Genomic DNA, 26,188 nt, shown 5'->3' on the forward strand with positions numbered 1-26,188 from the left:
CCCCTGAATGCGACCCCGATGCGACGATTCACAGCAAGATCAGATGATCCGGCAGTTCGTTGGGATTGTCCGGGCGCGGCGGGAAGTGCCGGGCCAGGATCTGGCCGCACAGGGCCACGGCGGCGGAAAAGCCTTCCACCGGGCGGTCGGCGCGCAGTTCGCGGGTCAGGGCGTCGACGGCCTGGGCCCAGGCCTTTTCGTCGACCTTGGCGTGGATGGCCTCGTCGGCGATCAGTTCGACCTGGTGTTCGTCCAGGGCCGCGAAGATCAGGACGCCTGTGCGTTCGCGCGTCACATGAACGCCATGGGCCAGGAACTGCTGCAGGGCCGCTTCTCGCACCCGTCCGCGCCGAACGCCGGCCGGGGTGGCCAGGCGACGGACGGCGGGGATGCGGGTCAGCAGGAAGACGCCGACGAAGACCGCCGCCTGGATCAGGGCGTAGAGGGCCAGGGCCTGGGCCGTGGTCGCGCCCGCCGCCGCCTGATGGGCCGCTTCCCAGCCGCCGCCGGGCCAGCGCCAGTCGAGCACGAAGGGTGTGAAGACGATGGGCGCCAGAAGCGCCGCGCCCGCCGCCCAGGCCAGGCTGACGTCCATATAGGCCGAGACGCGCCCCGAGACGACGCAGAAGATTTCGCCCGAGGTCTGTCGTTCGGCCGTCGAAATGGCCTCGGCGATGCGGGCGCGGTCGCTGTCTGTGATCTGCATCACCATCCTCCCGATGCGCCGCCGCCGCCGAAGCCGCCGCCGCCGCCGCTGAATCCGCCGCCGCCGAATCCGCCGCCCCCGCCCCAACCGCCGCCGCCTCGCCCGGAGTTTCTCAGCGCCTCGGACGCCGCCCACAGCAGGACCGAGCCGACGCCGCTGCGGCGTCCGCGGCCGGCGCGCGCGGCCAGCAGGAAGATGATCAGGAAGATGACGCCGACGATGATCAGCGGGGCGATGGAGCCGCCCGTGCGGTCCGCCTGCTGTTCCGCGACCGCCTGGGCGCGGGCCTGGGCCTCGGCCGGGTCGAGGGACAGCCGAGCGATCAGGGCGTCGACGCCCTTGACCACCCCGGTGCTGTAGTCCCCTTCGCGGAAGGAGGGCAGGATGTCATTGCGGATCACCTGGGACGAAAAGGCGTCGGTCAGAATCGGCTCCAACCCATAGCCGACCTCGACACGCACCTTTTGCTCGTTGGGCGCGACGATCAGCAGGGCCCCGTTGTCGTTTTCCTTTTGCCCGATGCCCCAGGCGCGCCCCAGCTGATAGCCGTAATCCTCGATCTCCTGGTCCTGAAGGCTGCTGACGGTGACGACGACCAGCTGGTCGCTGGTCGCGGCCTCCAGCGCCGTCAGTTTCTCCGTCAGGGCCTGTTCCGTCGCTGGATCGAGCAGGCCGGCCTGATCGACCACGCGGCCGGTCAGGGGCGGAAAGGCGATCTTCGACTGCGCCAGCGCCGGGACGGCGAACAGCAGGACGACCACCAGACCGATCAGCCAGGCGGCGACGCCCGTCGGACGTCGCGCCGGCGCGGAGAGGCGTGTCACTGGGCCGGCGGGGTCGAACCGGGCGCGACTGCGGGCGCGCCGCCGCCCGGCGCCGAGGCGTTGGACGGCGGGGCGTTCAGGTTGAAGTTCACCTGGGGCGCCGACTGGGCTTCCGCCGTGGCGGTGAACAGTTGCATCGGCTTGGACCCGCCATGCAGGGTCTTGGCCCAGATCACCTGCGGGAAGGTGCGCAGGGTGGTGTTATAGTCGCGAACGGCCTCGTTATAGTCGCGGCGCGCGATTTGGATGCGGTTTTCCGTGCCCTCCAGCTGCGACTGCAGGGTCAGGAAATTCTGGTTGGCCTGAAGCTGAGGATAGGCCTCGACCGTGACCAACAGGCGCGACAGTGCGCCGGACAGCTGGCCCTGGGCCTCCTGGTACTGCTGGAAGGCCTGGGGATTGTCCAGGTCGTCGGCCGAGACGTTGACCGACGTGGCGCGGGCGCGCGCGTTGATGACGTCCGTCAGGGTGGTGCGTTCCTGGATGGCCGCGCCCTGGACGGTGGCGACCAGGTTGGGCACCAGATCGGCCCGGCGTTGATATTGGCTCTGGACATCGGCCCAGGCGGCCTCGGCGCGCTCCTGCTTGGTCGGAATGGTGTTGTAGCCGCAACCGGCCGCCGCCGGCGTGATCAGCAGGGCGGCCGTGACGGCGAGCGCGCGAGCGTTGAGGCGAACCATGACATCTCCCTGTCGGCGACGATCGCCGTTTGGGTCGAATATCGACCCGACGCAGGAATGCATCAAGCGTCCAATGGCTCCGGTTGGATATTGTTGATGCGGCAGGCCGCCGAATAGGTGTTGGCCAGCAGACAGGCGATGGTCATCGGACCCACGCCGCCCGGAACAGGGGTGATGCGGCCCGCCACATCCGCAGCCGCCTTGGCCACGTCGCCGACGACGCGGGTCTTGCCCTGGGCCGCCTTGACCGGATCGGCCGAGGGGACGCGGTTGATGCCCACGTCGATCACGGTGGCGCCGGGCTTGATCCAGTCCGCCTGGATCATCTCGGGACGACCGACCGCCGCCACTAGGATGTCGGCGCCGCGGCAGACGGCGGGCAGGTCGCGGGTCCGCGAATGGGCGATGGTGACGGTGCAGCTTTCGCCCAGCAGCAGTTGCGCCATCGGCTTGCCCACGATGTTGGACCGCCCCACCACCACGGCGTTCAAGCCGGTCAGGTCGCCCAACTGATCCTTCAGCAGCATCAGACAGCCCAAGGGGGTGCAGGGAACCAGCCTCGGCAGGCCCACGGCCAGCCGCCCGGCGTTGACCACGTGAAAGCCGTCCACGTCCTTGTCCGGGTCGATGGCGTCGAGGACCACGGTCGCGTCGATGTGGGCGGGCAGGGGCAGTTGCACCAGGATGCCGTGGATGCCCGCATCCGCATTCAGTTGGGCGATCAGGGCCAGCAGCTCGGCCTGGCTGGTGGTTTCGGCCAGTCGGTGGGTGTCGGACCGCATGCCCGCGCGCAGGGTCGTCTCGCCCTTGTTGCGGACATAGATCTGGCTGGCGGGGTCTTCGCCGACGATCACCACGGCCAGGCCGGGCTTGACCCCATGCGAGGCCTCCAGCCGCTGGACCGCATCGGCGACGCGCTGGACCAGGGTCGCCGAGAAGGCCTTGCCGTCGATCAGGGTCGCGGGCGGGGTCTGGACCGACATGGCGGCTCCGTCTGGCGGGAAATCAGGATGGCGGCGATTTACAGCCGCTGCGGTTCGGCGTCTATGATCCCGGCCAAAAGCTGGAGGAATTCATGAACGGTCCGTCTCTCGCCGCCGCGGTCAGCATGGTCGCCCTGATGGGAGCGGTCGGCCCGGCCCTGGCCCAGGATGCGGCGGCGCTTCGCATCGGCGTCAGCGTCAACGGCGCCCTGACGGACGAGGACGCCAAGGCGGCGGATGACGAGTATCGCTATGACGATTACCGCCTCCAGGCCCGGGCGGGCCAGCGGCTGGAGGCGGTTCTGCGATCCGAAGCCTTCGACGCCTATCTGGCGATCTACGCAGAAGGAGCGATGGGCGAGGCTCTGGCGGAGGACGACGACAGTCAGGGCGACGGCACGAACGCGCGGCTGCGGTTCACGCCGGAACGCGACGGCGTCTATATCCTGAGGGCGCGCACCCTGAGCGGACTGGACGGCGGCGACTACCAGCTTTCGCTGCAGGAGCGTCCGCGCCCGCCCCGCGCGCCGCGACCCGGGGCTCTTCGTTTGGGCCAGACCCAGACGGGCGAACTGACGTCCCGCGATCCCGAACAGGACGAAGGGGGGCCTTATGACGCCTTCGCCTTCCGCGCCGGTGCGGGTGAGCGGTTCGTGGTCACGCTGAATTCCGACGCCTTCGATCCGCTGGTGCGCGTCGGGCGAATGAACGGGACGGATTTCGTCGAGTTGGGCGATAATGACGACGAGCCGGGCGGCGGGCTGAATGCGCGCCTGACCTTCACGGCTCCCTCGGCAGGCGAATACATCGTTCGCGCGACCAGCGTGGATGATCGCATGGGCCGTTACGAGGTGAGTCTGAGCGAAGCGCCGCCGGCGCCGCCGTCCAAGCCCATCGCCGTCGGCGACGAGGTGAAGGGCGAACTGGGCGACGACAGCGCGACCAATGACGAGGGCCAGCGGGCCGACACCTATCGTTTCGCCGGAACGACCGGGCAGCGCGTGGCCATCGAGATGAAGTCCGGCGATTTCGACACCTATCTGACGCTGCGCCGCGCGTCGGATGGAACGGTGCTGGCGCAGGATGACGACGGGGCGGGGTCGGGCACGGATTCGCGCATCGCCCGCACCCTGGACGCCGACGGCGACTATGTGATCGAGGCGCGCGGCTTCAGCGACGACGCCGAGGGCGATTACACGTTGAAACTGAGCGAGACGGCCGCGCCGCCTGCACCCACGGCGACGACCTTCGGCCAGACGATCGAGGGCGAGATCACCGACGACGGTCCCCAGGCCGACGACGGTAAACGCTATCACGCCTACGCCTTCACGGGCGCCAAGGGGCAGCGAGTGCAGGCCGTCCTGCGTTCCGGCGATTTCGACGCCTATCTGGAGATCGGCAGGGCGGAAGGCGACTTCGAGGCCCTGGCCAGCGACGACGACGGCCTGGCCGAGGGCACCGATTCGCGCCTGACCTTCACCCTGCCGGACGATGGCGAATACGTCGTTCGCGCCATGCCGCTGAGCGCCGAGGAAAAGGGGCTGTACTCGTTCGAACTGTCGGATCGCGGCCCGGAGCCCAAGCCGGGCAGCCTGTTGGTCGGCGCGACCGTGCGCGGCGAGCTGAAGTCAACCTCGGCCCTGACCGACGAGGGAGCCTATTTCGACGCCTATCGGTTCCAGGCCAAGAAGGACGAGAAGCTGCGGCTGACGATGGTGTCGAACGCTTTCGATTCCTTCATCGACCTGGGCCGTCTGGACGATGACGGCGATTTCGCCAGCCTGGCCACCGACGACGACAGCCTGTCGGACGCGCACGCCAAGCTGGATTGGACCGCCCCGGACGACGGCTGGTATGTGGTGCGCGCCCGCGCCTATGGGCCGAACCAGACGGGCGCCTACGCCCTGGCCGTCGAACGCCAGCCGGCGACGGGCGCCCGCAGCGCCGAAGGGCGCGGCCAGCCGTCCTCCGAATAGGGCGATGAGCGCGCCTGTCCCGCCCGATCGCAAGGATCAGCATCTGGACGTCGTCCTGGCAGGGCGCGGTCGCCATGCGCGCGACGCCGGATTCGACAGGGTGCATTTCGTCCACGAGGCCCTGCCGGACCTGGATCACGACAAGATCGACCTGGGCGCCGACTTCCTGGGGCGGCGATTGAAGGCTCCCTTGCTGATCAGCGCCATGACCGGCGGTCCGGCGCGGGCCGAGGCGATCAACGCCCGCCTGGCCGAGGCGGCCCAGCACCTGGGGATCGCCCTGGCCGTCGGCTCCCAGCGGGCGGCGGTGGAGGGCGGGGCGTCGGTCGGGCTGGACCGGACCCTGCGCCGCCGCGCGCCCGACACGGTCATCCTGTCCAACATCGGCGCGGCCCAGTTGACGCGCGGCTTCGGCCTGGACGAGGCGCGACGCGCGATGGACATGATCGACGCCGACGCCCTGGTGGTTCACCTGAACCCGTTGCAGGAGGCCTGCCAGGCCGAAGGCGATCGCGACTGGTGGGGCGTGGGGGCCGCGCTGGAGGCGTTGATCCTGAAGCTAGGCGCGCCCGTGGTGGTCAAGGAAACGGGCGCCGGCCTGTCGGGGCGCACGGCGCGGCGGCTGATCGACATGGGTGCGGCGGCGGTGGACGTGGCCGGGGCCGGCGGCGCCAATTGGGCCCTGATCGAGGGCGCGCGCGCCGTCGATTCCGCCGATGCAGCCCATGCCGCCGCCTTCGCCGACTGGGGCATGCCGACCGCCCAGGCCCTGGTCGACGTGCGCCGCGCCTGCCCGGAGGCGGTGGTCATCGGCTCCGGCGGCGTCCGCGACGGCTTGGATGTCGCCAAGGCGATTCGGCTTGGCGCCGACATCGTGGGGCAGGCGACAGGCGTTCTGCCCGCCGCCGTCGCCTCGACCGAGGCGGTCGTCAAACATTTTCAGCAGACGATGCGCCAGCTGCGAACCGTCTGTTTCTGCACCAACTCGGCCAATCTTGCGGCGCTTCGTCGGGCGGCCCTGCGGCCGCTGGACTGAGATCGGGCGGTTGCCAAGTCCGCCGAGGCGTGTGTAAAGCGCCGCCTCCTGTTGGGGAGTAGCTTCCGGCGTCGCATCGTCGGGATCGCGTCAACACACTCGCGCTGCGGCGCGTGGCGCGATCAGCGGAACCACCGCCTAGCGAGACCAGCGCGTTTCACCGCCGCACCGGCCGGCGTGGGACCGCTGTCGCTTGCCCGGTCGAGTCGGTTTCGCATGACCCCGGGAGCCATCGCCATTCTGTCCCTCAGCATGTCCACGGACGCCTTCGCGGCCGCCGTGGGACGCGGGGCCTCGCATCGACCAGCGGTCAAGGACGCGGTCAAGGCCGGGCTGGTGTTCGGCGTGATCGAGGCCATCACGCCCCTGATCGGCTGGGGGCTGGGCGTCATCGCCGCCGGCCTGGTCGAGCGGATCGACCACTGGATCGCCTTCACCCTGTTGCTGGCGGTGGGCGGAAAGATGATCTGGGAAGGCGCCAAGCCGCGCGAGGCGGACGACGAGACGGCGCCCCGTCGCTCAGGCCTCTGGGCCCTGGTCGCCACCGCCATCGGCACCAGCATCGACGCGGCGGCCGTGGGCGTGGGTCTGGCCTTCATCGGGGCCAATATCTGGGTCGTCGCCGCCTCGATCGGCTTCACCACCTTCGTCCTGACCACGGTCGGAATGCTGATCGGGCGGGCGGTGGGCCTGAAGTTCGGCAAGGCGGCCGAGATCGTGGGCGGCGTCGCCCTGATCGTTCTGGGCACGACGATCCTGCTGGAGCACCTGGGCGTGCTGGGCTGATCGCTCAGGCCGACGGCAGCAGGTCGGCGGCGAAGGCTCTGTATCGACCGGCCCGCACCCCGTCCGTGGCGCGGGCGATGTCGGGGGCGAAGTAATGGTCGCTGGCGTAGGGGGCGGCGGCTTCGCGCACGATGGCGAAGACCTGCTCCAAGGCGGGCGAACTGGTCAGGGGACGATGGAACTCGATCCCTTGCGCCGCCGCCAGTAGTTCGATGCCGACCACGGTCGCCGCATTCTCGGCCATGTCCAGCAGACGACGCGCGCCGTGGGTGGCCATCGAGACATGGTCTTCCTGATTGGCGCTGGTCGGCACCGTGTCCACGCTGCACGGATGGGCGACCATGCGGTTTTCGGCGATCAGGGCGGCGGCCGTCACCTGGGCGATCATGAAGCCGGAGTTCAGGCCGCTTTCCCGGACCAGGAAGGCCGGCAGTTCGCTCATCTTCGGATCGACCAGGATGGCGGTGCGCCGCTCGGAGATGTTGCCGATCTCGCACAGGGCCATGGCGATCTGATCGGCTGCGAAGGCGACGGGTTCGGCATGGAAGTTTCCGCCCGAGATCACGTCTCCGTCCTCGATGAAGACCAGCGGATTGTCGGTGACGGCGTTGGCCTCGCGCTCCAGCGTGGCGGCGGCGGTCTTCAGCACGTCCAGCACCGCGCCCATGACCTGGGGCTGGCAGCGCAGGGAATAGGGGTCCTGCACCTTGGCGCAATCGTCGCGGTGGCTGTCGCGAATGGCCGAACCGCGGATCAGGTCGCGCAAGGCGGCCGCGACGGCGATCTGACCCGGCTGGCCACGCAGGGCGTGGATGCGCGGATCGAACGGAGCGTCCGAGCCCTTCAGCGCATCGACCGACAGGGCGCCGGCGGCGAGGGCGGCGGCGAAGACGGCTTCCGCCGCGAACAGGCCCGCCAGAGCCAGCGCCGTCGAACACTGGGTGCCGTTCAGCAGGGCCAGGCCTTCCTTGGGGCCCAGCGTCAGCGGCGTCAGGCCCGCGCGGGCCAGGGCCGCCTCGGCCTCCAGCGTCTCGCCGCCCACGCGCGCCTCGCCCACGCCGATCAGGACGCTGCTCATATGGGCTAGGGGCGCCAGGTCGCCCGAGGCGCCCACCGACCCCTTGGAGGGAATGCAGGGCAGGACATCCGCATCGACCAAGGCGACCAGCGCCTCCAGCGTCTCGCGCCGAATGCCCGAGGCGCCGCGCGACAGACTGGCGATCTTCAGCACCATCAGCAGGCGGGTCACGGCGTCCGGCAACAGGGGGCCGACGCCGCAGGCATGGCTGAGCACCAGATTCTTCTGAAGCGTTTCAAGGTCCTGCGGGGCGATGCTGGTGTTGGCCAACAGGCCGAAGCCGGTGTTCACCCCATAGACGGTGCGGCCTTCCACCACGATGGCGGCGACCGTGGCCGCGCCCTTTTCGACATCGGCCCAGGCGTCGGCCGTGATCGAGACCGTCACCGGACCATCCAGCACGGCGCGCAACTGGGCCAGCGTCAGCGGCGCGTCGCCGAGGATCAGAGCGGTCATCTTCAGGCCTTCAGGCTGGGCAGGTTCAGGGCGTGTTCGCGGGCGGCGGCGCGGGCGATCTCATAGCCGGCGTCGGCATGGCGCATGACCCCGGTCGCGGGGTCGTTCCACAGCACGCGCTCCAGCCGCCGGGCCGCCTCGGGCGTGCCGTCCGCGACGATGACGACCCCCGAATGCTGGGAATAGCCCATGCCGACCCCGCCGCCGTGATGCAGCGACACCCACGATGCGCCCGAGGCCGTGTTCAGCAGGGCGTTCAGCAGGGGCCAGTCGCTGACGGCGTCCGAGCCGTCCATCATCGCCTCCGTCTCGCGGTTCGGACTGGCCACCGAGCCGCTGTCCAGATGGTCGCGGCCGATGACGATGGGGCCGGACAGTTCGCCCGAGGCCACCATGTCGTTGAACATCAGCCCCGCGCGATGACGGTCGCCCAGGCCGATCCAGCAGATGCGGGCGGGCAGGCCCTGGAAGGCGATCCGCTGCCCCGCCATGTCCAGCCAGCGATGCAGGCCGGCGTTGTCGGGGAACAGACGCTTCATCGCCGCATCGGTCTTGCGGATGTCTTCGGGATCGCCGGTCAGGGACGCCCAGCGGAACGGCCCGATCCCGCGACAGAACAGCGGGCGGATATAGGTGGGCACGAAGCCGGGGAAGTCGAAGGCGTTCGCCACCCCTTCGTCGTAGGCGACCTGGCGGATGTTGTTGCCATAATCGACCACCGGCGCGCCCGCCGCCTGGAAATCCAGCATGGCCTGGACGTGGGCGACGATGGATTTGCGCGCAGCCGCCGCGACGGCGGCCGGGTCGCTGATCCGCCGGTCCTCCCATTCGGCCACGGTCCAGCCGGACGGCAGATAGCCGTTGACCAGATCGTGGGCGCTGGTCTGGTCTGTCACCAGGTCGGGGCGCGCGCCGCGCTTGACCAGTTCAGGCAGGACATCGGCTGCATTGCCCAACAGGCCGACGGATATGGGCTTTCCGGCCGTGTTCGCGTCTTCGATCAGGGCCAGGGCCTCGTCCAGCGTTTCGGCCATCATGTCGAGGTAGCGGGTCTTCAGCCGCATCTCGATGCGGCTGCGTTGGCATTCGACGGCCAGGCACGAGGCGCCGGCCATGGTCGCGGCCAGGGTCTGGGCGCCGCCCATTCCGCCCAGGCCGGCGGTCAGGATCCACTTGCCGGACCAGTCGCCGCCATGATGCTGGCGGCCGGCCTCCATGAAGGTCTCGTAGGTGCCCTGAACGATGCCCTGGGTGCCGATGTAGATCCACGAGCCGGCCGTCATCTGGCCGTACATCATCAGCCCCTTGCGATCGAGTTCGCCGAAATGCTCCCAGGTCGCCCACTTCGGCACCAGGTTGGAGTTGGCGATCAGGACGCGCGGCGCATCGGCGTGGGTGCGGAAGACGCCGACCGGCTTGCCCGACTGGACCAGCAGGGTCTCGTCGGCTTCCAGCGCGCGCAGGGTCTCGACGATCCGGTCGAAGGCGGCCCAGTCGCGCGCCGCCTTGCCGACGCCGCCATAGACGACCAGGTCCTGAGGCCGCTCGGCGACCTCGGGGTCCAGATTGTTCATCAGCATACGCAGGGCGGCCTCGGCGGCCCAGGTCTTGGCGGTCATCTCCGGCCCGCGCGGGCTGCGGACGGTGCGGGCGTTGGGCGTGTTCATCTTTGGCTTTCCGCAAAGGCGATGCAGGCGTCCAGCACACGGCGCAGATGGCCCCGCATCGTCGCCGCCCGTTCGGGTTCGTAGGGGCTGGGCCAATTGTCGGGCGACACCGGCCCGGCGGGGTCCAGGATATAGCCCCGGTCCGCCAGCTCAATCTGGATGGCGTGCACGCCATCGGTCGGCCGTCCGTAATGGCGCGTGGTCCAGCCGCCCTTGAAGCGACCGTTGACCACCAGGCTGGAGCCGCTGACGGCGCAGGCGGCCTCGACGCCTTGCGTCAGTTCGGGGGCGCAGGTCGCGCCGTCGTTGTCGCCGATGTTGAACTGGGGCAGTTCGCCGTCGAACAGGCGCGGCACGACCGAGCGGATCGAATGGGCGTCGTAGAGGACGACCGGGCCCTGGCGCCGAAGTCGGTCGATCTGCGCCCGCAGGGCGGCATGATAGGGATCGAACCAGGTTTCTCGCCGCCAGGCGATCTCGGCCGCGTCCGGTTCCTGGCCGGCAAGATACAGGGGTTCGCCGTCGAAGGCCTCGGTCGGGCATAGGCCCGTCGTCGTCAGGCCGGGATAGAGGGAGACCCCGGACGGGTCGCGGTTCACGTCGATGACGCTGCGCGAGACGGACGTTCGCACCAGGGTCGCGCCCAGGTCGACGGCGAAGTCGTAGAGCCGGTCCACCCACCAGTCGGCGTCCTTGCGCGCCAGCCAGGGCGAGGTCATGCGCGCCTCGATTTCGGGCGGGATGTCGGTTCCGGTGTGCGGCAGGCCGATCACCAGAGGCGCCGAACCTTCGTGGACGGTCAGCCAGTCTGCGGTCATCTCGGCCTCCCTCGCCAAATCCGTCTGTCGTGGTATGTCTAGACATATTGATCGCAACGACGCGGACCTGTCCAGTGACCCTTCAGACGCAGCCTGTGGATCGCAACCTCTGGTTCCAGGCCGCCCTGCTGCCGGACGGCTGGGCGCGCGACGTCAGGATCGGTGTGGCGAAAGGCCGGATCGCGACGCTCGAAACCGGCATGGCGCGCGCCGCGTCGGACGTCGGCGGCGGGGTCGCCCTGCCGGGCATGACCAACCTGCACAGCCATGCGTTTCAGCGGGCGATGGCGGGGCTGACCGAGGCGCGGGGGCCAGGCGGGGGCGGCCAGAGCGGGGGCGACGACGACTTTTGGACCTGGCGCGCCCTGATGTACCGCTTCCTGGATCGGGGCGGGCCGGACGAGATCGAGGCCATCACCGCCCTGGCCTTCATGGAGATGCTGGAGGGCGGCTTCACCCGCGTTTGCGAGTTCCACTATCTGCACAACGACCCGTCGGGCGCGCGCTATGGCGATGTCGCCGAGATCGCGGGGCGGATCGTCGCGGCCGCCCAGGCCACGGGGATCGGCCTGACCTTGCTGCCGGTCTTCTACGCCCACGCCGGTTTCGGCGGTCAGCCGCCCAGTCACGGCCAGCGGCGCTTCGTCACCGATCTGGATGGGTTCGCCAAACTGGTCGGGCGATGCCGCGACCTGACCGCCGGGCTGGCCGATGCGGTCGTCGGCGTCGCGCCCCACAGCCTGCGCGCCGTCGCGCCCGACGAACTGACGGCGATGCCGGACCTGGCGGGCGACGGCCCGATCCACATCCATGTGGCCGAGCAGATCAGGGAGGTCGAGGACTGCCTGGCCTGGTCGGGCGCGCGGCCGGTGGAATGGCTGTTGGAGCATGCGCCGGTCGACGCCCGTTGGTGCCTGATCCATTCGACCCATGTGACGCCGGCGGAATGGGGCGGGATCGTCGACCGCCAGGCCGTCGTCGGCCTGTGTCCGATCACCGAGGCCAATCTGGGCGACGGGGTCTTTCCGGCGGCGGACTTCGCTCGCGCCGGGGGCCGGTTCGGGATCGGCACGGATTCCAACGTCCAGATCGGCGTGGCGGAGGAGCTGAGGATGCTGGAATACAGTCAGCGGCTTACGCTCCGTGGCCGGGCGGTGATGGCTGACGCCCAGCGTTCGACCGGCCGCGCCCTGTACGCGCGCGCCCTGGCCGGGGGCGCTCAGGCGGGCGGGGCGCAGGCGGGTCTGGCGCCGGGCGCGCCGGCCGACATCGTTGCGCTGGATGTCGAGGGGATCGCCTTCGCCGGGCGCGGGGGCGACGCGGTGCTGGACAGCTGGATCTTCGGCGCGCCGCGAGGAGCCGTGCGGTCGGTCTGGCGCGCCGGCCGCGAGGTGGTGACGGCGGGGCGCCACGTCGCCCGGGAGGCCATCGAGGCCCGCTATCGTCAGGCCCTGGCCCGGATTCTGGACGGGCCGGCGGCATGACCCTGCATCAGCGAATCTACGCCGATCTGGAGCGGCGCATCCTGTCCGGCGATCTTTCACCGGGCGACCGCATCCCGTTCGAACATCAGTTGACCGACGCCTATGGCTGTTCGCGCATGACGGTGTCCAAGGCCATCTCCGAACTGGCGGGGCGGGGACTGGTCACGCGCCGGCGCCGCGCCGGCACCTTCGTCGCCCAGCCAAAGGCCCATGCGGCCGTCCTGGCCATCCCCGACCTGCAGGCTGAAGTCGCCGCGCGGGGGCAGACCTATGGCTACGCCCTGCTGAACCAGACCGAACGCGAACCCAGGGATGCGGACGAGGCCGAACTGGCGGCTGGCGGGCGGCTGTTGGACCTGACCTGTCTGCACAGGGCGGACGGCGCGCGCCTGGCCCTGGAACGCCGCCTGATTGCCCTGAAGGCCGCGCCCCAGGCGGCCAGCGTGGATTTTCAACGGCTTGCGCCCGGAAGCTGGTTGCTGACCGCAGAACCCTGGACCGAGGCGGAAAACCGGATTTCCGCCATCGAGGCCGACGTCGCCGCCGCCCGCCTGCTGGGGCTGAAGCCTGGCGCCGCCTGCCTGTGCGTCGAACGCCGGACCTGGAAGGACGGGCAGGGGGTGACGCGGGTGTGGCAGACCTTTCCCGGCGACCGCTACGATCTGGTCGCCCGCTTCTCGCCCGGCCACACGAAGGACATCCGCATATGAAGGCCGACCGCCTGCTGATCGACTGTCATGTCGCGACCATGATCGAGGGCGCGGGGCCCTACGGCGCGATCCCAGACGCTGCTGTGGTCATCGCGGACGGCCGAATCGCCTGGATCGGCCCGCGCGCCGATCTGCCGCCCGTGCAGGCGGTCGAGACGGAGCGGCTGGATGGGCGCTGGATCACGCCGGGCCTGGTGGACTGTCACACCCATCTGGTGTTCGGCGGGGACCGTTCTGGCGAGTTCGAACAGCGTCTGGGCGGCGCGACCTATGAACAGATCGCCCGGGCGGGCGGCGGCATCGTCTCCTCCGTCAAGGCCACGCGGGCGGCGTCCGAGGACGATCTGTTCGCGTCGGCCATGAGCCGGCTGGAAGGGTTGAAGGCGACTGGCATCACCACCGTAGAGATCAAGTCAGGCTATGGGCTGGACCGCGAGACGGAGCTGAAGATGCTGCGCGTCGCCCGCCGTATCGGACGCGAGGGCGAGGTGCGGGTCCGCACCAGCTATCTGGGCCTGCACGCCGTGCCGCCGGAGCATCGCGAGGACCGCGCCGCCTATGTCGACCTGGCCGTCGACGACATGCTGCCGGCCGCCCATGCCGAGGGGCTGGCGGACGCGGTCGACGCCTATTGCGAGCCCATCGCCTTTTCGATCCAAGAAGTGTCTCGCCTGTTCGAAAAGGCGCGCGGGCTTGGCCTGCCGGTCAAGCTGCACGCCGACCAGTTGTCGAACGGCGGCGGGGCGGCCCTGGCGGCGCGCTATCGCGCCCTGTCGGCCGATCACATCGAACACGCGACCGAAGACGGCGTGGCCGCCATGGCCGCCGCTGGCGTGGTCGCCGTCCTGCTGCCCGGCGCCTTTCTGATGCTGCGGGAGACCCAGGCCCCGCCCATCGACCTGCTGCGCCGCCATGGGGTCAGGATGGCCGTCGCCACCGACTGCAACCCCGGCACCTCGCCCGTCGCCTCGATGACCGCGGCCCTGAACCTGGCCTGCGTCCAGTTCCGCCTGACGCCCGAGGAAGCCCTGGCCGGGGCGACCCGCGAGGCGGCCAGGGCGCTGGCACTGCTCGACCGGATCGGAACCCTGGAAGTCGGAAAGGCCGCCGAACTGGCGGTCTGGAACATCGCTCGGCCGGCCGAACTGGCCTATTGGCTGGGCAAGCCCCTGCTGCACCGGACCTATCGGTAGGCGTTAGGTGTTCAGTCTCGGCATCTGGTTAATAGGATTGAGGATGAATCGGTCTGGCTCTGAAGTCCAGATTTTTGCGATGTATTCGTAAGGGGTGAGGCCGCTGAGTGTCTTGAGGCGACGGGCGAAGGTGATGCTGGCATGAAGTCGGCGAGGTGCGTGCGTAGCTGATGGAACGCCACAATCATCGCCTCCTCGGCCTCGCTCAGGGTGGTTGGATGAGGGGCCTTCAGCCCGGTCTTCAAATCCTCGACCGTCGCCCGCTTGCGCCACTTCGCCACCGTCTTGGGATTGATCCCAAGTTCCCGGCTCAGCGTCGCGAGCGAAGCCTGCGATCACTGTATTGCTGTTCTGACGGCGTGCGTGGTCGTGGCGCTCCCGTGACGAACTTGGCCCATAACGCTTCCTGCCATTCCGGCATCGGCACGCTTCTGAACCTGCCGACCGAAACCATCTACCAGGCGGTGCAGCAGGCCCTGCACGTCACCACCACCACGCGCCAGTCGCACAAGGAGAAATCTCGACTTGGAAGGCCTACGCCCCGGCCTTCGCCTGCAAGATGGCGGTGGAGGCCGTGGACCGCGTGATGCGCGGCGAGGGCGCACCGTCCCCGGCCTGAGAAGGCGAGGATGGTTCATCGCCTGGCTGCTGAGCGGGCAAGAAGGGCGAGCCCAAGCGCGTCATCCTGGACACCTACACCAAGGAGCACTCGGCCGAATATCAGAGCCAGGCGCTGATCGATCTGGCCCGCCGCCTCGGTCCGAAAATCCGCGAGGCGGGCGGCTTCGACAAGGTGAAGGACGTGGTGCTGCATACCAGCCACCACACCCACTACGTCATCGGCACGGGCGCCAACGACCCGCAGAAGATGGACCTCGAGGCCAGCCGCGAAACGCTGGACCACTCCATCATGTACATCCTGGCCGTCGCCCTTGAGGACGGTGCCTGGCACCATGAGCGCTCCTATGCGCCCGAGCGGGCGCGCCGTCCCGAGACCGCCGCCCTGTTACGCAAGATTTCGACGGTGGAAGACCCGGAGTGGACCCGGCGCTACCACTCCAAGGACCCGGCCGAGAAGGCTTTCGGCGGCCGCATCATCGTCACCTCCGAGGACGGCTCGGTCGTCCAGGACGAGATCGCCGTGGCCGACCCCCACCCGCTGGGCGCCCGCCCGTTCAAGCGCGCCCAGTATGTCGGCAAGTTCCGTGATCTCGCCGAGGGCGTGATCACCACCGCCGAGCAGGACCGCTTCCTGGGCCTGGTCGGCCGGCTGCCGGACCTGACGCCGGCCGAAGTGCGCCATCCGTCTGCACCTGCTGCACGGCAAGCCGCCGAGCGACAGCCATGTGCGCGCCATGCACACCTCGCTGATCCTCTACGCCGAGCACGAGTTCAACGCCTCGACCTTCACCGCCCGCACCATCGCCGGCACCGGTTCGGACATGTATTCTTGCGTGGCGGGTGCCATCGGCGCCCTGCGCGGCCCCAAGCACGGCGGGGCCAACGAGGTCGCTTCGAAATCCAGAAGCGCTACGCCGACTCGGACGCAGCTGAGGCCGACATCCGCCGCCGGGTCGAAGCCAAGGAAGTGGTCATCGGCTTCGGTCACACGGTCTATACGATCGCCGACCCCCAGAACGAGGTCATCAAGCGCGTGGCCCGCACCCTGTCGGAGGAAGCCGGCTCGATGAAGATGTTCGACATCGCCGAGCGAATCGAGAGCGTCATGGCCGACGCCAAGAAGATGTTCCCGAACCTCGACTGGTTCTCGGCCGTCTCCTATCACCTGCTGGGCGTGCCCACGGCCATGTTCACCCCGCTGTTCGTGATCTCGCGCACCTCCGGCTGGGCGGCGCATGTCATCGAGCAGCGCATCGACAACAAGATCATCCGCCCGTCCGCTAACTACGTCGGACCGGAGAAGCTGCCCTTCGTTCCCTTGGCCGAACGCGGCCTGGACCGTTCCCACGCCTGAGAGACCGCATGCCCTACCTCGTCGCCGAAGACCTGCCGCTTGAACCCGCCGGCAAGCGGTTCCGCGCCGCCCTGGCCAAGCCCAGCATCTGGCAGCTGCCGGGCGCCTACAACGGCCAGGCGGCTATCCAGGCGAAACAGGCTGGCTTCGACGGCCTGTATCTATCTGGCGCCGCCATGACGGCCTCGATGGGCCTGCCGGACCTGGGCGTAATCACCGTCGATAAGGTCGCGCCTTCTTCATCCGCCAGATCGTGCGGTCGTCGGGCCTGCTGTTGGTCGATGGCGATACCGGCTACGGCGAGGTGCTGAACGTCATGCACATCGTCCGCACCTTCGGAGGACGCAGGCGCAGGTGCCGTCCATCTTGAGGACCAGATCCTTCCCAAGAAATGCGGACACCTGAACGGCAAGAACCTGGTCCCGCCCTGGACATGGCCGCCAAGGTCGCGGCGGCGAAGAAGGTCAGCCGCGACATCGTCATCATGGCCCGCACGGACGCCGCCGGGCCCGCACGGACGCCGCCGGGCAGCGGGCGAAGATGTATGTGGACGCCGGGGCGGACGGCATGCGGATGATCTACCGGCGCATCATCGGCATTTATCTCGATCTCTATGCCGCCCAACTGACGGGGTGGCTGACCCACGTCCAACATGGTCAGCACGGCCGCCCCACTGAACATCGGTGATCGCTCCCCTTCGCCTTTCGGCCGCCTGCTGTCGAACGTGCGTCAACGCTTCCGCGAAGCGGTGGTCGCCGGGTGGGAGCCGCCTCCGCCTAAGGATCGTCCTCGCCAGCGCCGCTTACGCCACCGTCGTCGGACTGTCGCGACCTAAGCGCCCATCGTGGCGGCGGTCTCCGTCGTTTACCAACACCGTCGTCGCGCGTTGCGAGGCTGCATTGATGGCACCGTAGGCCTTGACGTTCCCCCTTCCTGATCCTCCGTTTTGAGTGAGAGTCCGTTTCACCAAAGGAGACGGATGTGAAGAAGAGCAGGTTCAACGACGCGCAGATCATCGGCGTGCTGCGCGAATAGGAAGCCGGGAGCCCGACGGCGGAGGTCTGTCGGCGGCACGGGATCAGCGAGCAGACCTTCTATCGGTGGAAGGCGAAGTACGGCGGCATGACGGTGTCGGACGCCACGAAGCTGAAGGCGCTGGAGGACGAGAACCGGCGGCTCAAGAAGCTGCTGGCGGAATCAATGCTGGATGTGTCGGCGCTGAAGGATCTTCTAGGAAAAAACTGATCGGGCCTGCAGCGCGCAGAGCGACCGTGCTTCGCCTGATGGCGGAGCGCGGCTTCTCCCAGAAGCGCGCCTGCGGGCTGGTTCAGATCGATCCGAAGACGGTAGCGGCGCGAGCCTGAACAGGGCGACGCGGAGGTGCGCGAGCGCCTGCGCAGTCTGGCGGCCGAGCGTCGCCGGTTCGGCTATCGGCGCCTGGGCATCCTGTTGGAGCGGGAGGGCGTCAGCATGAACAAGAAGCGGTTGTTCCGGCTCTATCGGGAGGAAGGCCTGGCGGTGCGACGACGACGAGGCCGCAAGCGGGCTACCGGAACACGTGCGCCCATGGCCCTGCCGGACGGCCCAAACCAGCGCTGGTCGCTGGACTTCGTAGCCGACGGTCTATCGTGGGGGCGACGCTTCCGCATCCTGTGCATCGTCGATGACTTTACGCGTGAGGCCCTGGCTCTGGTGGTCGACACCTCGATCGGGGGCCAGCGCATGGCGCGGGAGCTGGATCGGCTGATCGCACGGCGGGGACGTCCGGCCATGATCGTGAGCGACAACGGGACGGAGATGACCAGTCGTGCGATCCTCGAATGGACCAACCGTACCGGCGTCGGCTGGCCTTACATCGCGCCGGGCAAGCCGCAGCAGAACGGCTTCGTCGAGAGCTTCAACGGCCGGCTCCGCGACGAGTGCCTGAACGAGGAGGTCTTCGCCACCCTGGCCGAAGCCCGCGCCGTCATCGAGCGCTGGCGCATCGACTACAACCACGTCAGGCCGCACTCGGCGCACGGGGACTGACCCCGGAGGCGGTGCGCCTGAACCCCGCGGCCGTTCGGCTGCGCAACTTGATCAGCTCCGCCGCACGGCCGCTCCCGCCGGCGCAGCAGATCGGCTATCAACCCCCTGGGCTCTCACAATGATCGAGGGAACAGAGGGGGCACGTCAAGTTTCAGTATTCAACTGAAATCTAAGCAATACCGCGTTATATCATACGATATTCTCCGCAAATCAACACCCGGAGGCACTTCAAACACTGCGGCGCGCCCAATTTTATCCACTAAAAACGAATACTTGTTGATGATGCTATATGAGTGCTCCCGACCTTCATAATCATCGACCATAAGAATGGTACCAGCCTTTGAATTTATTATGCAACACAAGGCACAAGCCGCCCTGAATCGACCATCAATAAGGACAAAGTCAGGACTCCAGTTTCGCCTACTGATTTCAGTCCAAACACCATGCACATAATCTGGCCACCGCCTAAACGATCTATTATCTACTGGATTACCCCACTCTCTCGTTTGACCTATATCCGCATAATAAGGAACATAATCAGAAGTGCTATCTTCCAATGCTACTGCATCACTCACTGCGCGCAGGAAAATATTGTCACTTTCTACAGATATTATTTGAGGCACCTTAAAACGGGCGGCTAACCGCGTACTACCGCCAGCTCCATATTCCAGATAACATTTAGAGGTCGACAGGTGCCGCTCTAGGAAATCGATCTCCTGACTAGGCATATGTGGCATATCTGGAATGATGATAGCCGGAAATCTTTGCAAGTGAACCTTGCCATTACGTCGATTTTCTTCAATCAACAAATCGATAAAATCTGGGGATGGCCTTTCTACCGAAGGTTCTCGGTCAAAGATTTGCGTTTCACCATAACCAGCAGCAGCGTACGCCTCAGGAGTAGAGTGCAAGCCTTCCTCGCCTATGTATTTCGCCAATGAAACAAGCGTATTTATCTTTGCTGTTCCAAGCACACACGACGCCACGTCCTTCGCGGCATCTTGCGAAGTGCCAGGACTGCTATATCCTAGAGAAGAAAAATATTGACGAATTGCTGAATTGTCGCGTTCCTTGTATGGTCGCTTACGAACAATATCGAGATATCCATCAATGAACGGCTTTTGCTTCAACCATTGGCGTTTCGTCAGGGCGAAGCCCCACTTATGGTCCATTTCAATTATAAGATGACTTTGTGATATTTGTTCATCTAATCTCAAGCGGTGATTATCGTATGCGGCGACATAAGCAATTTTCTCGTCGCCTAGAGCAAATTCGGACATTCTATCTAGGGTAGCAATATAATGATAAGACAGAACCATGTCATCTTCAAAGAAATAAGCTACATCAGCTCCCAATTCTGCGAACGACCACCTTTCAGCTCGATCAAAGTTTAAGGCCACTCCTAAATTTACGTCTGCCGCAAAAATAAAGCCGCTTGGGAAGTGAGTCTTAAATATTGACACACATTCTGCATGGAGGGCGCTATCACTATCTGACCAATCTTGGAAAAGTGCGATAGGCGAACCTTCAATCGAGCGACTTTGGTTCTTTAAGCTATGCAGTGTGAGGTCGAGCAAATCAGGCCTGTTGAAAGACATGATACATATTGGGGTAAGGTTCATCATATACCTCCAGAACTGATGTTAGGCGCCACTCATTAATGCATGTTCGAGAAGTGCAAGCCGAGCTTCGAAATCATTTGGTTTGATGTTAACAAAGCTTTTCAAACCAATGATCGGCAACCTGGAATCTGCCTGAGAAATGGCAGCAAGAGTATCAGGCGAGGCCGATACAGATATCGCTAAAGAAAAATAGGATCCGTCCATGCCGTCAATACGTTTGACGTTAGGTATGACCAGCACGCCGTTCTGAGGCAAGTTCGATAGGTTTAACGTTCCGCCGCCGCTGGCTCGAATTTTGACATGTACATTCGGCGCGAAGCCTACAATTTGATAAGCGAGTTGAACAATCACTTCGTCAACATCGCCGTCCAACTGATAGATCAGATCGCCACCTTTTGCGGATATCCACGATCCCCAATGTTCGGGAGCGCACCAACCCGAACCCAGCCTTACATCAAGGCCTAAATTATAATCAGCGCTACGAAATGCACCATTAGTAAGCACTTTGGCTCGGGCCGCCATAACGGCGTCGGAAAGCGCATCACCGTTTAAATTATGGTCGATTACGGGAACTTTGCGGAACGGATATTCCTTACCAATCTCCAATGTCCGATACAGATTTCGGGTCGGTTCGTTGATGACCTGCGCACAAGCGGCGACAACACGCTCGGCAACCTCTGGCCATGTTGTAGGAATGTAATCGAGAACTGCAGCACAGCTTTTCTCATAAACTGAATCATCGTAAAAATTGGCTTCTATAGCCTTAGCCAATGAATCGACCGACCCAGATTCAAAGTAAACGGCCGCCGGGCCACCAACTTCCGGGATAGACGAACTATCGGAAGCGATCACGACTTTGCCGCGTTCCAGTGACTCGCCAACCGGCAGCCCCCATCCCTCATACATGCTAGGGTAAATCGAAAACTTACATGTCTCATATAGTGTCGACAATTCGCTGTCGGATATGTCCTGAAGTATCTGGATACGACCGTTTAGGAAATCGGTTTCGTAACAGCTGTTGAGGAAATCCTCAGCACGCCATCCGACCCGACCAACACATATCAATTTCGGGCAATCGCCACGCCGGGCCAGGATTTGCGCCAACGCTTTAAATGCCAGGTGATGGTTTTTTCGGCCCTCAATCGTGCTGACAAAAAGAATGAAATCGCCCGACGTGGCCAGCGCTTGTTTGAGCACCGTTCCCTCTGCAGGACGACATATGCCGCCCCCATTACGGGTTACCGTAATGCTGCCAGTATAATCCGAACCTGATTGCGCGATATAACGCAGCAAGTCGTTTTTCGTGGATTGAGAGACGGTTAAGACGGCGTCTGAGTAATTCAGAAATTCACTGATAAACCGCTCAAAAACGAGCGCGGTGCCCTGATCACAGGTTTCTTTCGCAAAGATCGGAATCAGATCGTGAATTAGCCCAACAAACCTCGCGTTATACTGTCGTCGAAAATTGTGCATGTGAAGCGCATAATTCTCTTGGACCCAGGCAGCACCTAGCAAGCAGATCACGCTTTTATTATACTTGGGAACGGTTGCGGGAGGTATGGCCCCATCTCGTGAAAGAACGCCACCGCGCGCAGCCTCTCTGTCATAATTGACGGTGCGGGACTGTACAGGTCGAGCTAAATCTTCGATAACTTCGATCAGATAACCATAGTCGACACCGACGAACGTTCGTGCCTTGTGCGAAAACGACATGAAATGGCATTCTATTGTATCAGAATAAGGGAGATTTTTAATTATCTCGGCTTGAACCCTCTGGATACCAGTCAGGTTGTCGTGATGACCGATGAAATAAACAAAATCAGATACATCAAAGAAAATATACGACGCGACCATACGTTCCCCCATCGGTTCACACTACCCTTCAAACACGAAAAGTCCAGGCATCGGCACTATCGCCACTTAACCTGTTTAACTTTATTAACATCATACCGGACTAGGCTCCGGACTCAATCGTCACCCACCAAGTGACTGCGGCGGCGATGAGCACGGCGGACAGGAAGTTGTCGGCCCGTTTGTCGTATCGGGTTGCGATGCGTCGGAAGTCTTTGATACGGCAGAACATCCGTTCGACGGTGTTGCGTCTCCGGTAGGCGACGGGGTCGTAGGTGTGGGGATGTTTGCGCGTCGGGTTGGGCGGGATGACGGGTTCGCAACCGCGTTCGGCGAGCCAGTCGCGCAGCTTGCGGGCGTCGTAGGCGCGGTCGGCCAGGAGCTTGCGAGGCGTCGGCACAAGCCTGAGCAGCGCCGCGGCCCCGACGAGGTCATGAGTGTTCCCAGCCGTCAGAACCAGGGCTCTGGGCCGACCCAGGTCGTCGGTCAGGGCGTGGATTTTCGTCGTCCGACCGCCACGGGAGGCTCCGATGGCGTTGTCGAAGGCCCCCCTTTTGCGCCCGCCGCCGAGCGGTGCGCTTTCACGTAGGTGGCGTCTATCGCGCCAGTCACCACGTCGCTCTTGCCGGTCAGGGCGTAGAAGACCTCGCTCCAGACACCCTGTCGGCTCCAGCGATTGAAGCGGTTGTAGACCGTCGTGTACGGCCCGTACTCGGCAGGACAATCCCGCCATCGGGCGCCCGACCGCAGCATGTGGACGATGCCGCTGATCACCCGGCGATCATCAACCCGGCGCGCGCCGCTTCGCCCCTTCGGAAGGTGCGGCTCAATCGCTGCCCACTCCACATCCGACAACCAGTAAACCTGCTTGGCCTTCGACATCCGGATCACCTCCGGAACCTTGGAATCAGCCTGCGAAGGCCAAAGCAAGCTGATTGAGTACGGAGCCTAGTGGATTGATTCCAACATTTGGTGCCGCGCCGACGGCAGTTATAATTTCGTCCGGATCGGCCTTCCAGATAAAGGGCCGGGGGGCTGGTTATGCGCCTTGATAAAGCGGTTGATGTCGGATTTCGTTGAAAAGGGCGGCTGCTGAGATCACGGCCAGTAACGGACGCTGAGGTTTGGTCCCGCCTCACGCGGTCGCCGGGGTCGGTGGCGGGATCAGTTTGGCGAGTTAGATTCTGGGCGGTGGCGGCGAGGAGGAACTCGTCTGTGGCGCCGTTGGGACCTCGCAGGCGCAGTCGGTCCAGCTTCAGGATGCGCTTGAGGTGGGCGAACAGCATCTCGACCTTCTGCCGCTCGCGCCGGGAGACGACGTAGGCGTCGGTCTTGGCGATGTCGCGGGCGAAGTCCCGGGCGCCTTCGTGGATGGAGCGGGTCACTTCCCGCGCCGGCGCATTGGGCAACAACGGCTCTTCAGCGCGCAGGCGTCGCAATCCATTTTGCGCGATAGCGATAGGTGTTATCCGGCGGAGTATCGGGGTGGTCCGCGCGGAAGGCCCGCCGATATTGCTTCAGCTCCTTGCCGCCCGGACAGCGGTAGAGGTCGGCGGCATGGTCATAGGCGAAGTCGACGCGTGAGAAGGTCGCGTCGATCCGCTCGGACTTGTTGATGACGGGGATGTGCGGCTCAATGCCCTGGTCGTGGACCAGCCAGTCCAGCATTTCGGCCGAGCCGTAGGCGGTGTCCGCCGCCAGCCGGGCGGGCCAGAGCTCATGATTTCCCCCACCCGCTTGATCATGGTGCGGGCCGCCGTCACCTCGGCCTGGCGCACGGCGGTGGATGGCTCGACATCGACGACGATCGCGTGGTCCAGATCGATCAGATAGTTGGTCGCATAGGCGAAGAAGGCCAGGCCCTTGTTGGCACCGGTTCAGCGTGAGGCTGGATCGGCCGGCGAGATGAACTTGGGCGTCACCGGCGTGGCGCCGCCAAAGGCCGCGTCGTCCAACACGGCCAGATACTAGAGTGATCGCAGGCTTCGCTCGCGACGCTGAGCCGGGAACTTGGGATCAATCCCAAGACGGTGGCGAAGTGGCGCAAGCGGGCGACGGTCGAGGATTTGAAGACCGGGCTGAAGGCCCCTCATCCAACCACCCTGAGCGAGGCCGAGGAGGCGATGATTGTGGCGTTCCATCAGCTACGCACGCACCTCGCCGACTTCATGCCAGCATCACCTTCGCCCGTCGCCTCAAGACACTCAGCGGCCTCACCCCTTACGAATACATCGCAAAAATCTGGACTTCAGAGCCAGACCGATTCATCCTCAATCCTATTAACCAGATGCCGAGACTGAACACCTAGAACTCGGCGACGCCGATGGCCTTCATCAGGGCGTCGCGGATGGCCGATTCGGTGAACGGCTTCTGGACGGTGGGCAGGCCGCGCCATTCGTCGGGCAGGCCGCCCTCGCCATAGCCGGTGGAGAAGACGAAGGGCACGCCGCGCGCCCTCAGCGCCTCGGCGACGGGAAAGACCTGCTGGCCCGAGACGTTCACGTCCAGCAGGGCCGCGTCCAGACTTTCGGCGTCGCGCGCCAGGGCCAGGCCCTCTTCGACATTGGAGGCGGGGCCGACAGGCACGCAGTCCATGTCTTCCAGAATGGTCTCGATCAGCATGGCGACGAGCAATTCGTCCTCCACGATCAGGACGCGGCGGCCGGTCAGGGGCTGGGTCATCGTGCGGCTGTCCTGTCGAGCGGAACCGTCAGTTCGGCGATCAATCCTTCAGGGGCGTAGACCAGATCGATCTCGCCCGCCAGATCGTGACGAATGTTTCGTTCAATCAAACGGCTACCGAAGCCTCTTCTGTCCGGCGCCGTAACTTTCGGCCCTCCGATTTCGCGCCAAGTCAGCCGCAGCTTGGGCGCGCGCTGGTCGGCCAGGGCCCAGTCGATCAGGACCCGGCCCTCCGGCGTATGCAAGGCGCCGTATTTGGCGGCGTTGGTCGCCATTTCGTGGAAGATCATGCCCAGTGACAGGACGGTCGCCGGCTCCAGCGAGACGGGCGGCCCCACCAGGCTGACCCGCGTCTGGCCATAGGCTTCGGTCTCATGTTCCAGGATGGCGCGCAGATCCGCGCCTTCCCAATGGCTCTGGGTCAGCAGATTGTGGGTGTGCGACAGGGACATGATCCGCGACTGGAACGTCTCGGCGAAGCCGGCGGGGTCGGTGTTGGATCGGGCGGTCTGAACGGCGATCGACTGCACCGTGGCCAGGGTGTTCTTCACCCGATGGTTCAGTTCGTCGATCATCAGCTTCTGACGCTGGGCCGCGAGCACGTTGTCGGTGATGTCGTGCCCCTGAACGAAGATGCCCACGACGACGCCGGCCGCGTCCCGAATCGGCTGGTAGATGAAGTTCAGATAGACGGTCTCCGTCGGCTCGTTGGGGGTGCGCTGGAGGTGGGCGACGCTTTCACGCCCTTCATAGGGTTCGCCGGTGGCGAAAACGCCGTCGAGAAGGTCATAGAAACCCTGGCCTTCCAGTTCCGGCAAGGCCTCGCGTATGGTTTTACCCGCGATGTCGCGATGGCCGATCAACTGGCTGTAAGCGTCGTTGTGCATCTGGAAGCGATGGTCTCGCCCAGAGAGGATGGCGACGAAACCCGGCGCCTGCATGAACATCTCGATCAGGCGGTTGCGTTCGGTCTCCAGGCGGCGGTTGTCCTCCTGCACGGATCGCGCCCGGTGCAGGACAGAGCCGCCGACGATGGCGTCAAGCGCGGTGGTCGGCTCTTCGGGGCGAATGGTCGGCGACAGGTCGGTGACGTCGGTGGTGTGCTGAAGCAGGAATTCGACCTCGCCGGCCGTATTCAGCAGGGGGGTGTGCGTGGCGCTCCAGACGCGGTCGACGAACCCCTGAGCGCCGTCCGCCATTGTCCTCTCGACCGAGAACCGCACGACGGCCAGATGGTCGCGCTGGCGGGTGTCGCGGGCCTTCTCCAGGGACGCGCGCACCTGGCGGACGTTCTCTGGCGCGTCGGAACCGGGACCGGAATCGAAGGCGGCGAACAGGGACCGTCCGACGATGTCCTCGCGCCGCCCGCCCGTCACGTCCTCATAGGCGCGATTGACTGCTATGATGCGAAGATCGGGCGTGAGCAGCACATAGGGGTTCGGCGAACCCTCGAACGCGGCGGCGACGGCCGCGGTCTCGGCTGCGACCGGACGTTCTGATGTCTTTGGATCGTTCAACGCCTACCCCGCTAGCTTGGCCACAACGCATGATCCTGAAAACGGTTCTCCCGCAAGATGTCGCCGAGTGTGATCGCAAGATCATTGGCGTGTCGGCAGGATTTGCTAATCAGCGA

The 26,188-nt window shown here is 65.3% G+C and carries 21 protein-coding genes, 6 pseudogenes and 1 riboswitch; of the genes and pseudogenes, 12 read left to right on the forward strand and 15 right to left on the reverse strand.

Going from position 1 to position 26,188, the window contains the following annotated elements:
* Positions 1-28: 28 nt before the first annotated feature.
* From AC0L6G_RS02655 to AC0L6G_RS02670, 4 genes are all read right to left on the reverse strand, one after another.
* Positions 29-706, reverse strand: coding sequence for a TPM domain-containing protein (locus tag AC0L6G_RS02655; RefSeq protein ID WP_473252816.1), 678 nt, complete (start codon positions 704-706; stop codon positions 29-31).
* A complete protein-coding gene (locus AC0L6G_RS02660; RefSeq protein ID WP_473252817.1) occupies positions 706-1,530 on the reverse strand; it encodes a TPM domain-containing protein in 825 nt (274 codons plus the stop codon). The genes AC0L6G_RS02655 and AC0L6G_RS02660 overlap by 1 nt, the downstream gene beginning before the upstream one ends.
* Positions 1,527-2,210, reverse strand: coding sequence for a LemA family protein (locus AC0L6G_RS02665; RefSeq protein WP_291538902.1), 684 nt, complete (start codon positions 2,208-2,210; stop codon positions 1,527-1,529). The genes AC0L6G_RS02660 and AC0L6G_RS02665 overlap by 4 nt, the downstream gene beginning before the upstream one ends.
* A 62-nt stretch (positions 2,211-2,272) precedes the next feature.
* Positions 2,273-3,193 (reverse strand): bifunctional methylenetetrahydrofolate dehydrogenase/methenyltetrahydrofolate cyclohydrolase, encoded by a 921-nt coding sequence (locus AC0L6G_RS02670; RefSeq protein WP_293825179.1) that lies wholly within the window; start codon positions 3,191-3,193, stop codon positions 2,273-2,275.
* A gap of 92 nt (positions 3,194-3,285) precedes the next feature.
* Between AC0L6G_RS02670 and AC0L6G_RS02675 the strand changes: the two genes are divergently transcribed.
* The 3 genes from AC0L6G_RS02675 (at position 3,286) to AC0L6G_RS02685 (ending at position 6,991) form a co-directional block, all read left to right on the forward strand.
* Positions 3,286-5,169, forward strand: a complete 1,884-nt coding sequence (locus tag AC0L6G_RS02675) for a PPC domain-containing protein (protein WP_473252818.1) — start codon at positions 3,286-3,288, stop codon at positions 5,167-5,169.
* Between the two features lie 4 nt (positions 5,170-5,173).
* Entirely contained in the window at positions 5,174-6,205 is a 1,032-nt protein-coding gene (gene fni / locus AC0L6G_RS02680; RefSeq protein ID WP_293825176.1) for a type 2 isopentenyl-diphosphate Delta-isomerase, read from the forward strand.
* Between the two features lie 44 nt (positions 6,206-6,249).
* Positions 6,250-6,345: riboswitch (yybP-ykoY riboswitch) on the forward strand.
* A 76-nt stretch (positions 6,346-6,421) separates the two neighbouring features.
* Complete coding sequence (locus AC0L6G_RS02685; protein ID WP_473252819.1) at positions 6,422-6,991, forward strand: manganese efflux pump MntP; 570 nt, start codon at positions 6,422-6,424, stop codon at positions 6,989-6,991.
* 4 nt (positions 6,992-6,995) lie between these two features.
* Here AC0L6G_RS02685 and hutH read toward each other — a convergent pair whose 3' ends face one another.
* From hutH to hutG, 3 genes are read right to left on the reverse strand one after another with little or no spacing between them, the layout of a single operon-like run.
* Positions 6,996-8,525, reverse strand: coding sequence for a histidine ammonia-lyase (gene hutH / locus AC0L6G_RS02690; protein ID WP_293825172.1), 1,530 nt, complete (start codon positions 8,523-8,525; stop codon positions 6,996-6,998).
* 2 nt (positions 8,526-8,527) lie between these two features.
* Positions 8,528-10,192, reverse strand: coding sequence for a urocanate hydratase (hutU, locus tag AC0L6G_RS02695; RefSeq protein ID WP_293825170.1), 1,665 nt, complete (start codon positions 10,190-10,192; stop codon positions 8,528-8,530).
* Positions 10,189-11,010 (reverse strand): N-formylglutamate deformylase, encoded by an 822-nt coding sequence (gene hutG, locus AC0L6G_RS02700; RefSeq protein WP_473252820.1) that lies wholly within the window; start codon positions 11,008-11,010, stop codon positions 10,189-10,191. The genes hutU and hutG overlap by 4 nt, the downstream gene beginning before the upstream one ends.
* 74 nt (positions 11,011-11,084) lie before the next feature.
* Between hutG and AC0L6G_RS02705 the strand changes: the two genes are divergently transcribed.
* The 3 genes from AC0L6G_RS02705 to hutI are packed head-to-tail and all read left to right on the forward strand — an operon-like array spanning position 11,085 to position 14,397.
* The gene (locus AC0L6G_RS02705; RefSeq protein ID WP_473252821.1) at positions 11,085-12,494 is read left to right on the forward strand and encodes a formimidoylglutamate deiminase; all 1,410 of its coding nucleotides are present in this window, start codon (positions 11,085-11,087) and stop codon (positions 12,492-12,494) included.
* Positions 12,491-13,204, forward strand: a complete 714-nt coding sequence (gene hutC, locus AC0L6G_RS02710; RefSeq protein WP_293825164.1) for a histidine utilization repressor — start codon at positions 12,491-12,493, stop codon at positions 13,202-13,204. The genes AC0L6G_RS02705 and hutC overlap by 4 nt, the downstream gene beginning before the upstream one ends.
* A complete protein-coding gene (hutI, locus tag AC0L6G_RS02715; RefSeq protein ID WP_473252822.1) occupies positions 13,201-14,397 on the forward strand; it encodes an imidazolonepropionase in 1,197 nt (398 codons plus the stop codon). The genes hutC and hutI overlap by 4 nt, the downstream gene beginning before the upstream one ends.
* Before the next feature lie 169 nt (positions 14,398-14,566).
* On the opposite strand, the pseudogene AC0L6G_RS02720 reads toward hutI, so the two are convergent.
* Positions 14,567-14,795: pseudogene (locus AC0L6G_RS02720) on the reverse strand (transposase); the annotation flags it as partial.
* Here AC0L6G_RS02720 and AC0L6G_RS02725 point away from each other — a divergent pair.
* The 5 genes and pseudogenes from AC0L6G_RS02725 to AC0L6G_RS02745 all read left to right on the forward strand — a co-directional run bounded on the left by AC0L6G_RS02725 (position 14,778) and on the right by AC0L6G_RS02745 (position 18,522).
* A complete protein-coding gene (locus AC0L6G_RS02725) occupies positions 14,778-14,984 on the forward strand; it encodes a hypothetical protein (protein ID WP_473253273.1) in 207 nt (68 codons plus the stop codon). The pseudogene AC0L6G_RS02720 and the gene AC0L6G_RS02725 overlap by 18 nt on opposite strands.
* Before the next feature lie 98 nt (positions 14,985-15,082).
* The gene (locus tag AC0L6G_RS02730) at positions 15,083-16,372 is read left to right on the forward strand and encodes a citrate/2-methylcitrate synthase (protein ID WP_473253205.1); all 1,290 of its coding nucleotides are present in this window, start codon (positions 15,083-15,085) and stop codon (positions 16,370-16,372) included.
* 8 nt (positions 16,373-16,380) lie between these two features.
* On the forward strand, positions 16,381-16,683 hold the full coding sequence (locus AC0L6G_RS02735; RefSeq protein ID WP_291540533.1) for a hypothetical protein: 303 nt from the start codon (positions 16,381-16,383) through the stop codon (positions 16,681-16,683).
* A 229-nt stretch (positions 16,684-16,912) separates the two neighbouring features.
* Positions 16,913-17,059, forward strand: a complete 147-nt coding sequence (locus AC0L6G_RS02740) for a hypothetical protein (RefSeq protein ID WP_473252824.1) — start codon at positions 16,913-16,915, stop codon at positions 17,057-17,059.
* A gap of 294 nt (positions 17,060-17,353) precedes the next feature.
* Positions 17,354-18,522: pseudogene (locus AC0L6G_RS02745) on the forward strand (IS3 family transposase).
* Positions 18,523-18,558: 36 nt separating this feature from the next.
* On the opposite strand, the gene AC0L6G_RS02750 reads toward AC0L6G_RS02745, so the two are convergent.
* The 5 genes and pseudogenes from AC0L6G_RS02750 to AC0L6G_RS02770 form a co-directional block, all read right to left on the reverse strand.
* Positions 18,559-20,022, reverse strand: a complete 1,464-nt coding sequence (locus tag AC0L6G_RS02750; protein WP_473252825.1) for a glycosyltransferase family 2 protein — start codon at positions 20,020-20,022, stop codon at positions 18,559-18,561.
* A 21-nt stretch (positions 20,023-20,043) separates the two neighbouring features.
* Positions 20,044-21,888, reverse strand: a complete 1,845-nt coding sequence (locus AC0L6G_RS02755) for a glycosyltransferase (protein WP_314187931.1) — start codon at positions 21,886-21,888, stop codon at positions 20,044-20,046.
* Between the two features lie 88 nt (positions 21,889-21,976).
* Positions 21,977-22,755, reverse strand: a pseudogene (locus AC0L6G_RS02760) (IS5 family transposase).
* Between the two features lie 66 nt (positions 22,756-22,821).
* A pseudogene (locus AC0L6G_RS02765) lies at positions 22,822-22,947 on the reverse strand (IS630 family transposase); the annotation flags it as partial.
* A gap of 98 nt (positions 22,948-23,045) precedes the next feature.
* Positions 23,046-23,840 (reverse strand): annotated as a pseudogene (locus tag AC0L6G_RS02770) (transposase); the annotation flags it as partial.
* A 9-nt stretch (positions 23,841-23,849) separates the two neighbouring features.
* On the opposite strand from AC0L6G_RS02770, the pseudogene AC0L6G_RS02775 reads away from it, so the two are divergent.
* Positions 23,850-24,015 (forward strand): annotated as a pseudogene (locus tag AC0L6G_RS02775) (transposase); the annotation flags it as partial.
* Between the two features lie 162 nt (positions 24,016-24,177).
* Here AC0L6G_RS02775 and AC0L6G_RS02780 read toward each other — a convergent pair.
* Positions 24,178-24,555 carry a response regulator gene (locus AC0L6G_RS02780; protein ID WP_473252826.1) on the reverse strand — a complete coding sequence of 126 codons (378 nt, stop codon included), beginning with the start codon at positions 24,553-24,555 and terminating at the stop codon, positions 24,178-24,180.
* Positions 24,552-26,072, reverse strand: coding sequence for a sensor histidine kinase (locus tag AC0L6G_RS02785; RefSeq protein WP_473252827.1), 1,521 nt, complete (start codon positions 26,070-26,072; stop codon positions 24,552-24,554). The genes AC0L6G_RS02780 and AC0L6G_RS02785 overlap by 4 nt, the downstream gene beginning before the upstream one ends.
* Positions 26,073-26,188 lie beyond the last annotated feature (116 nt).

Source organism: Brevundimonas sp. D3-1P (assembly GCF_055809335.1).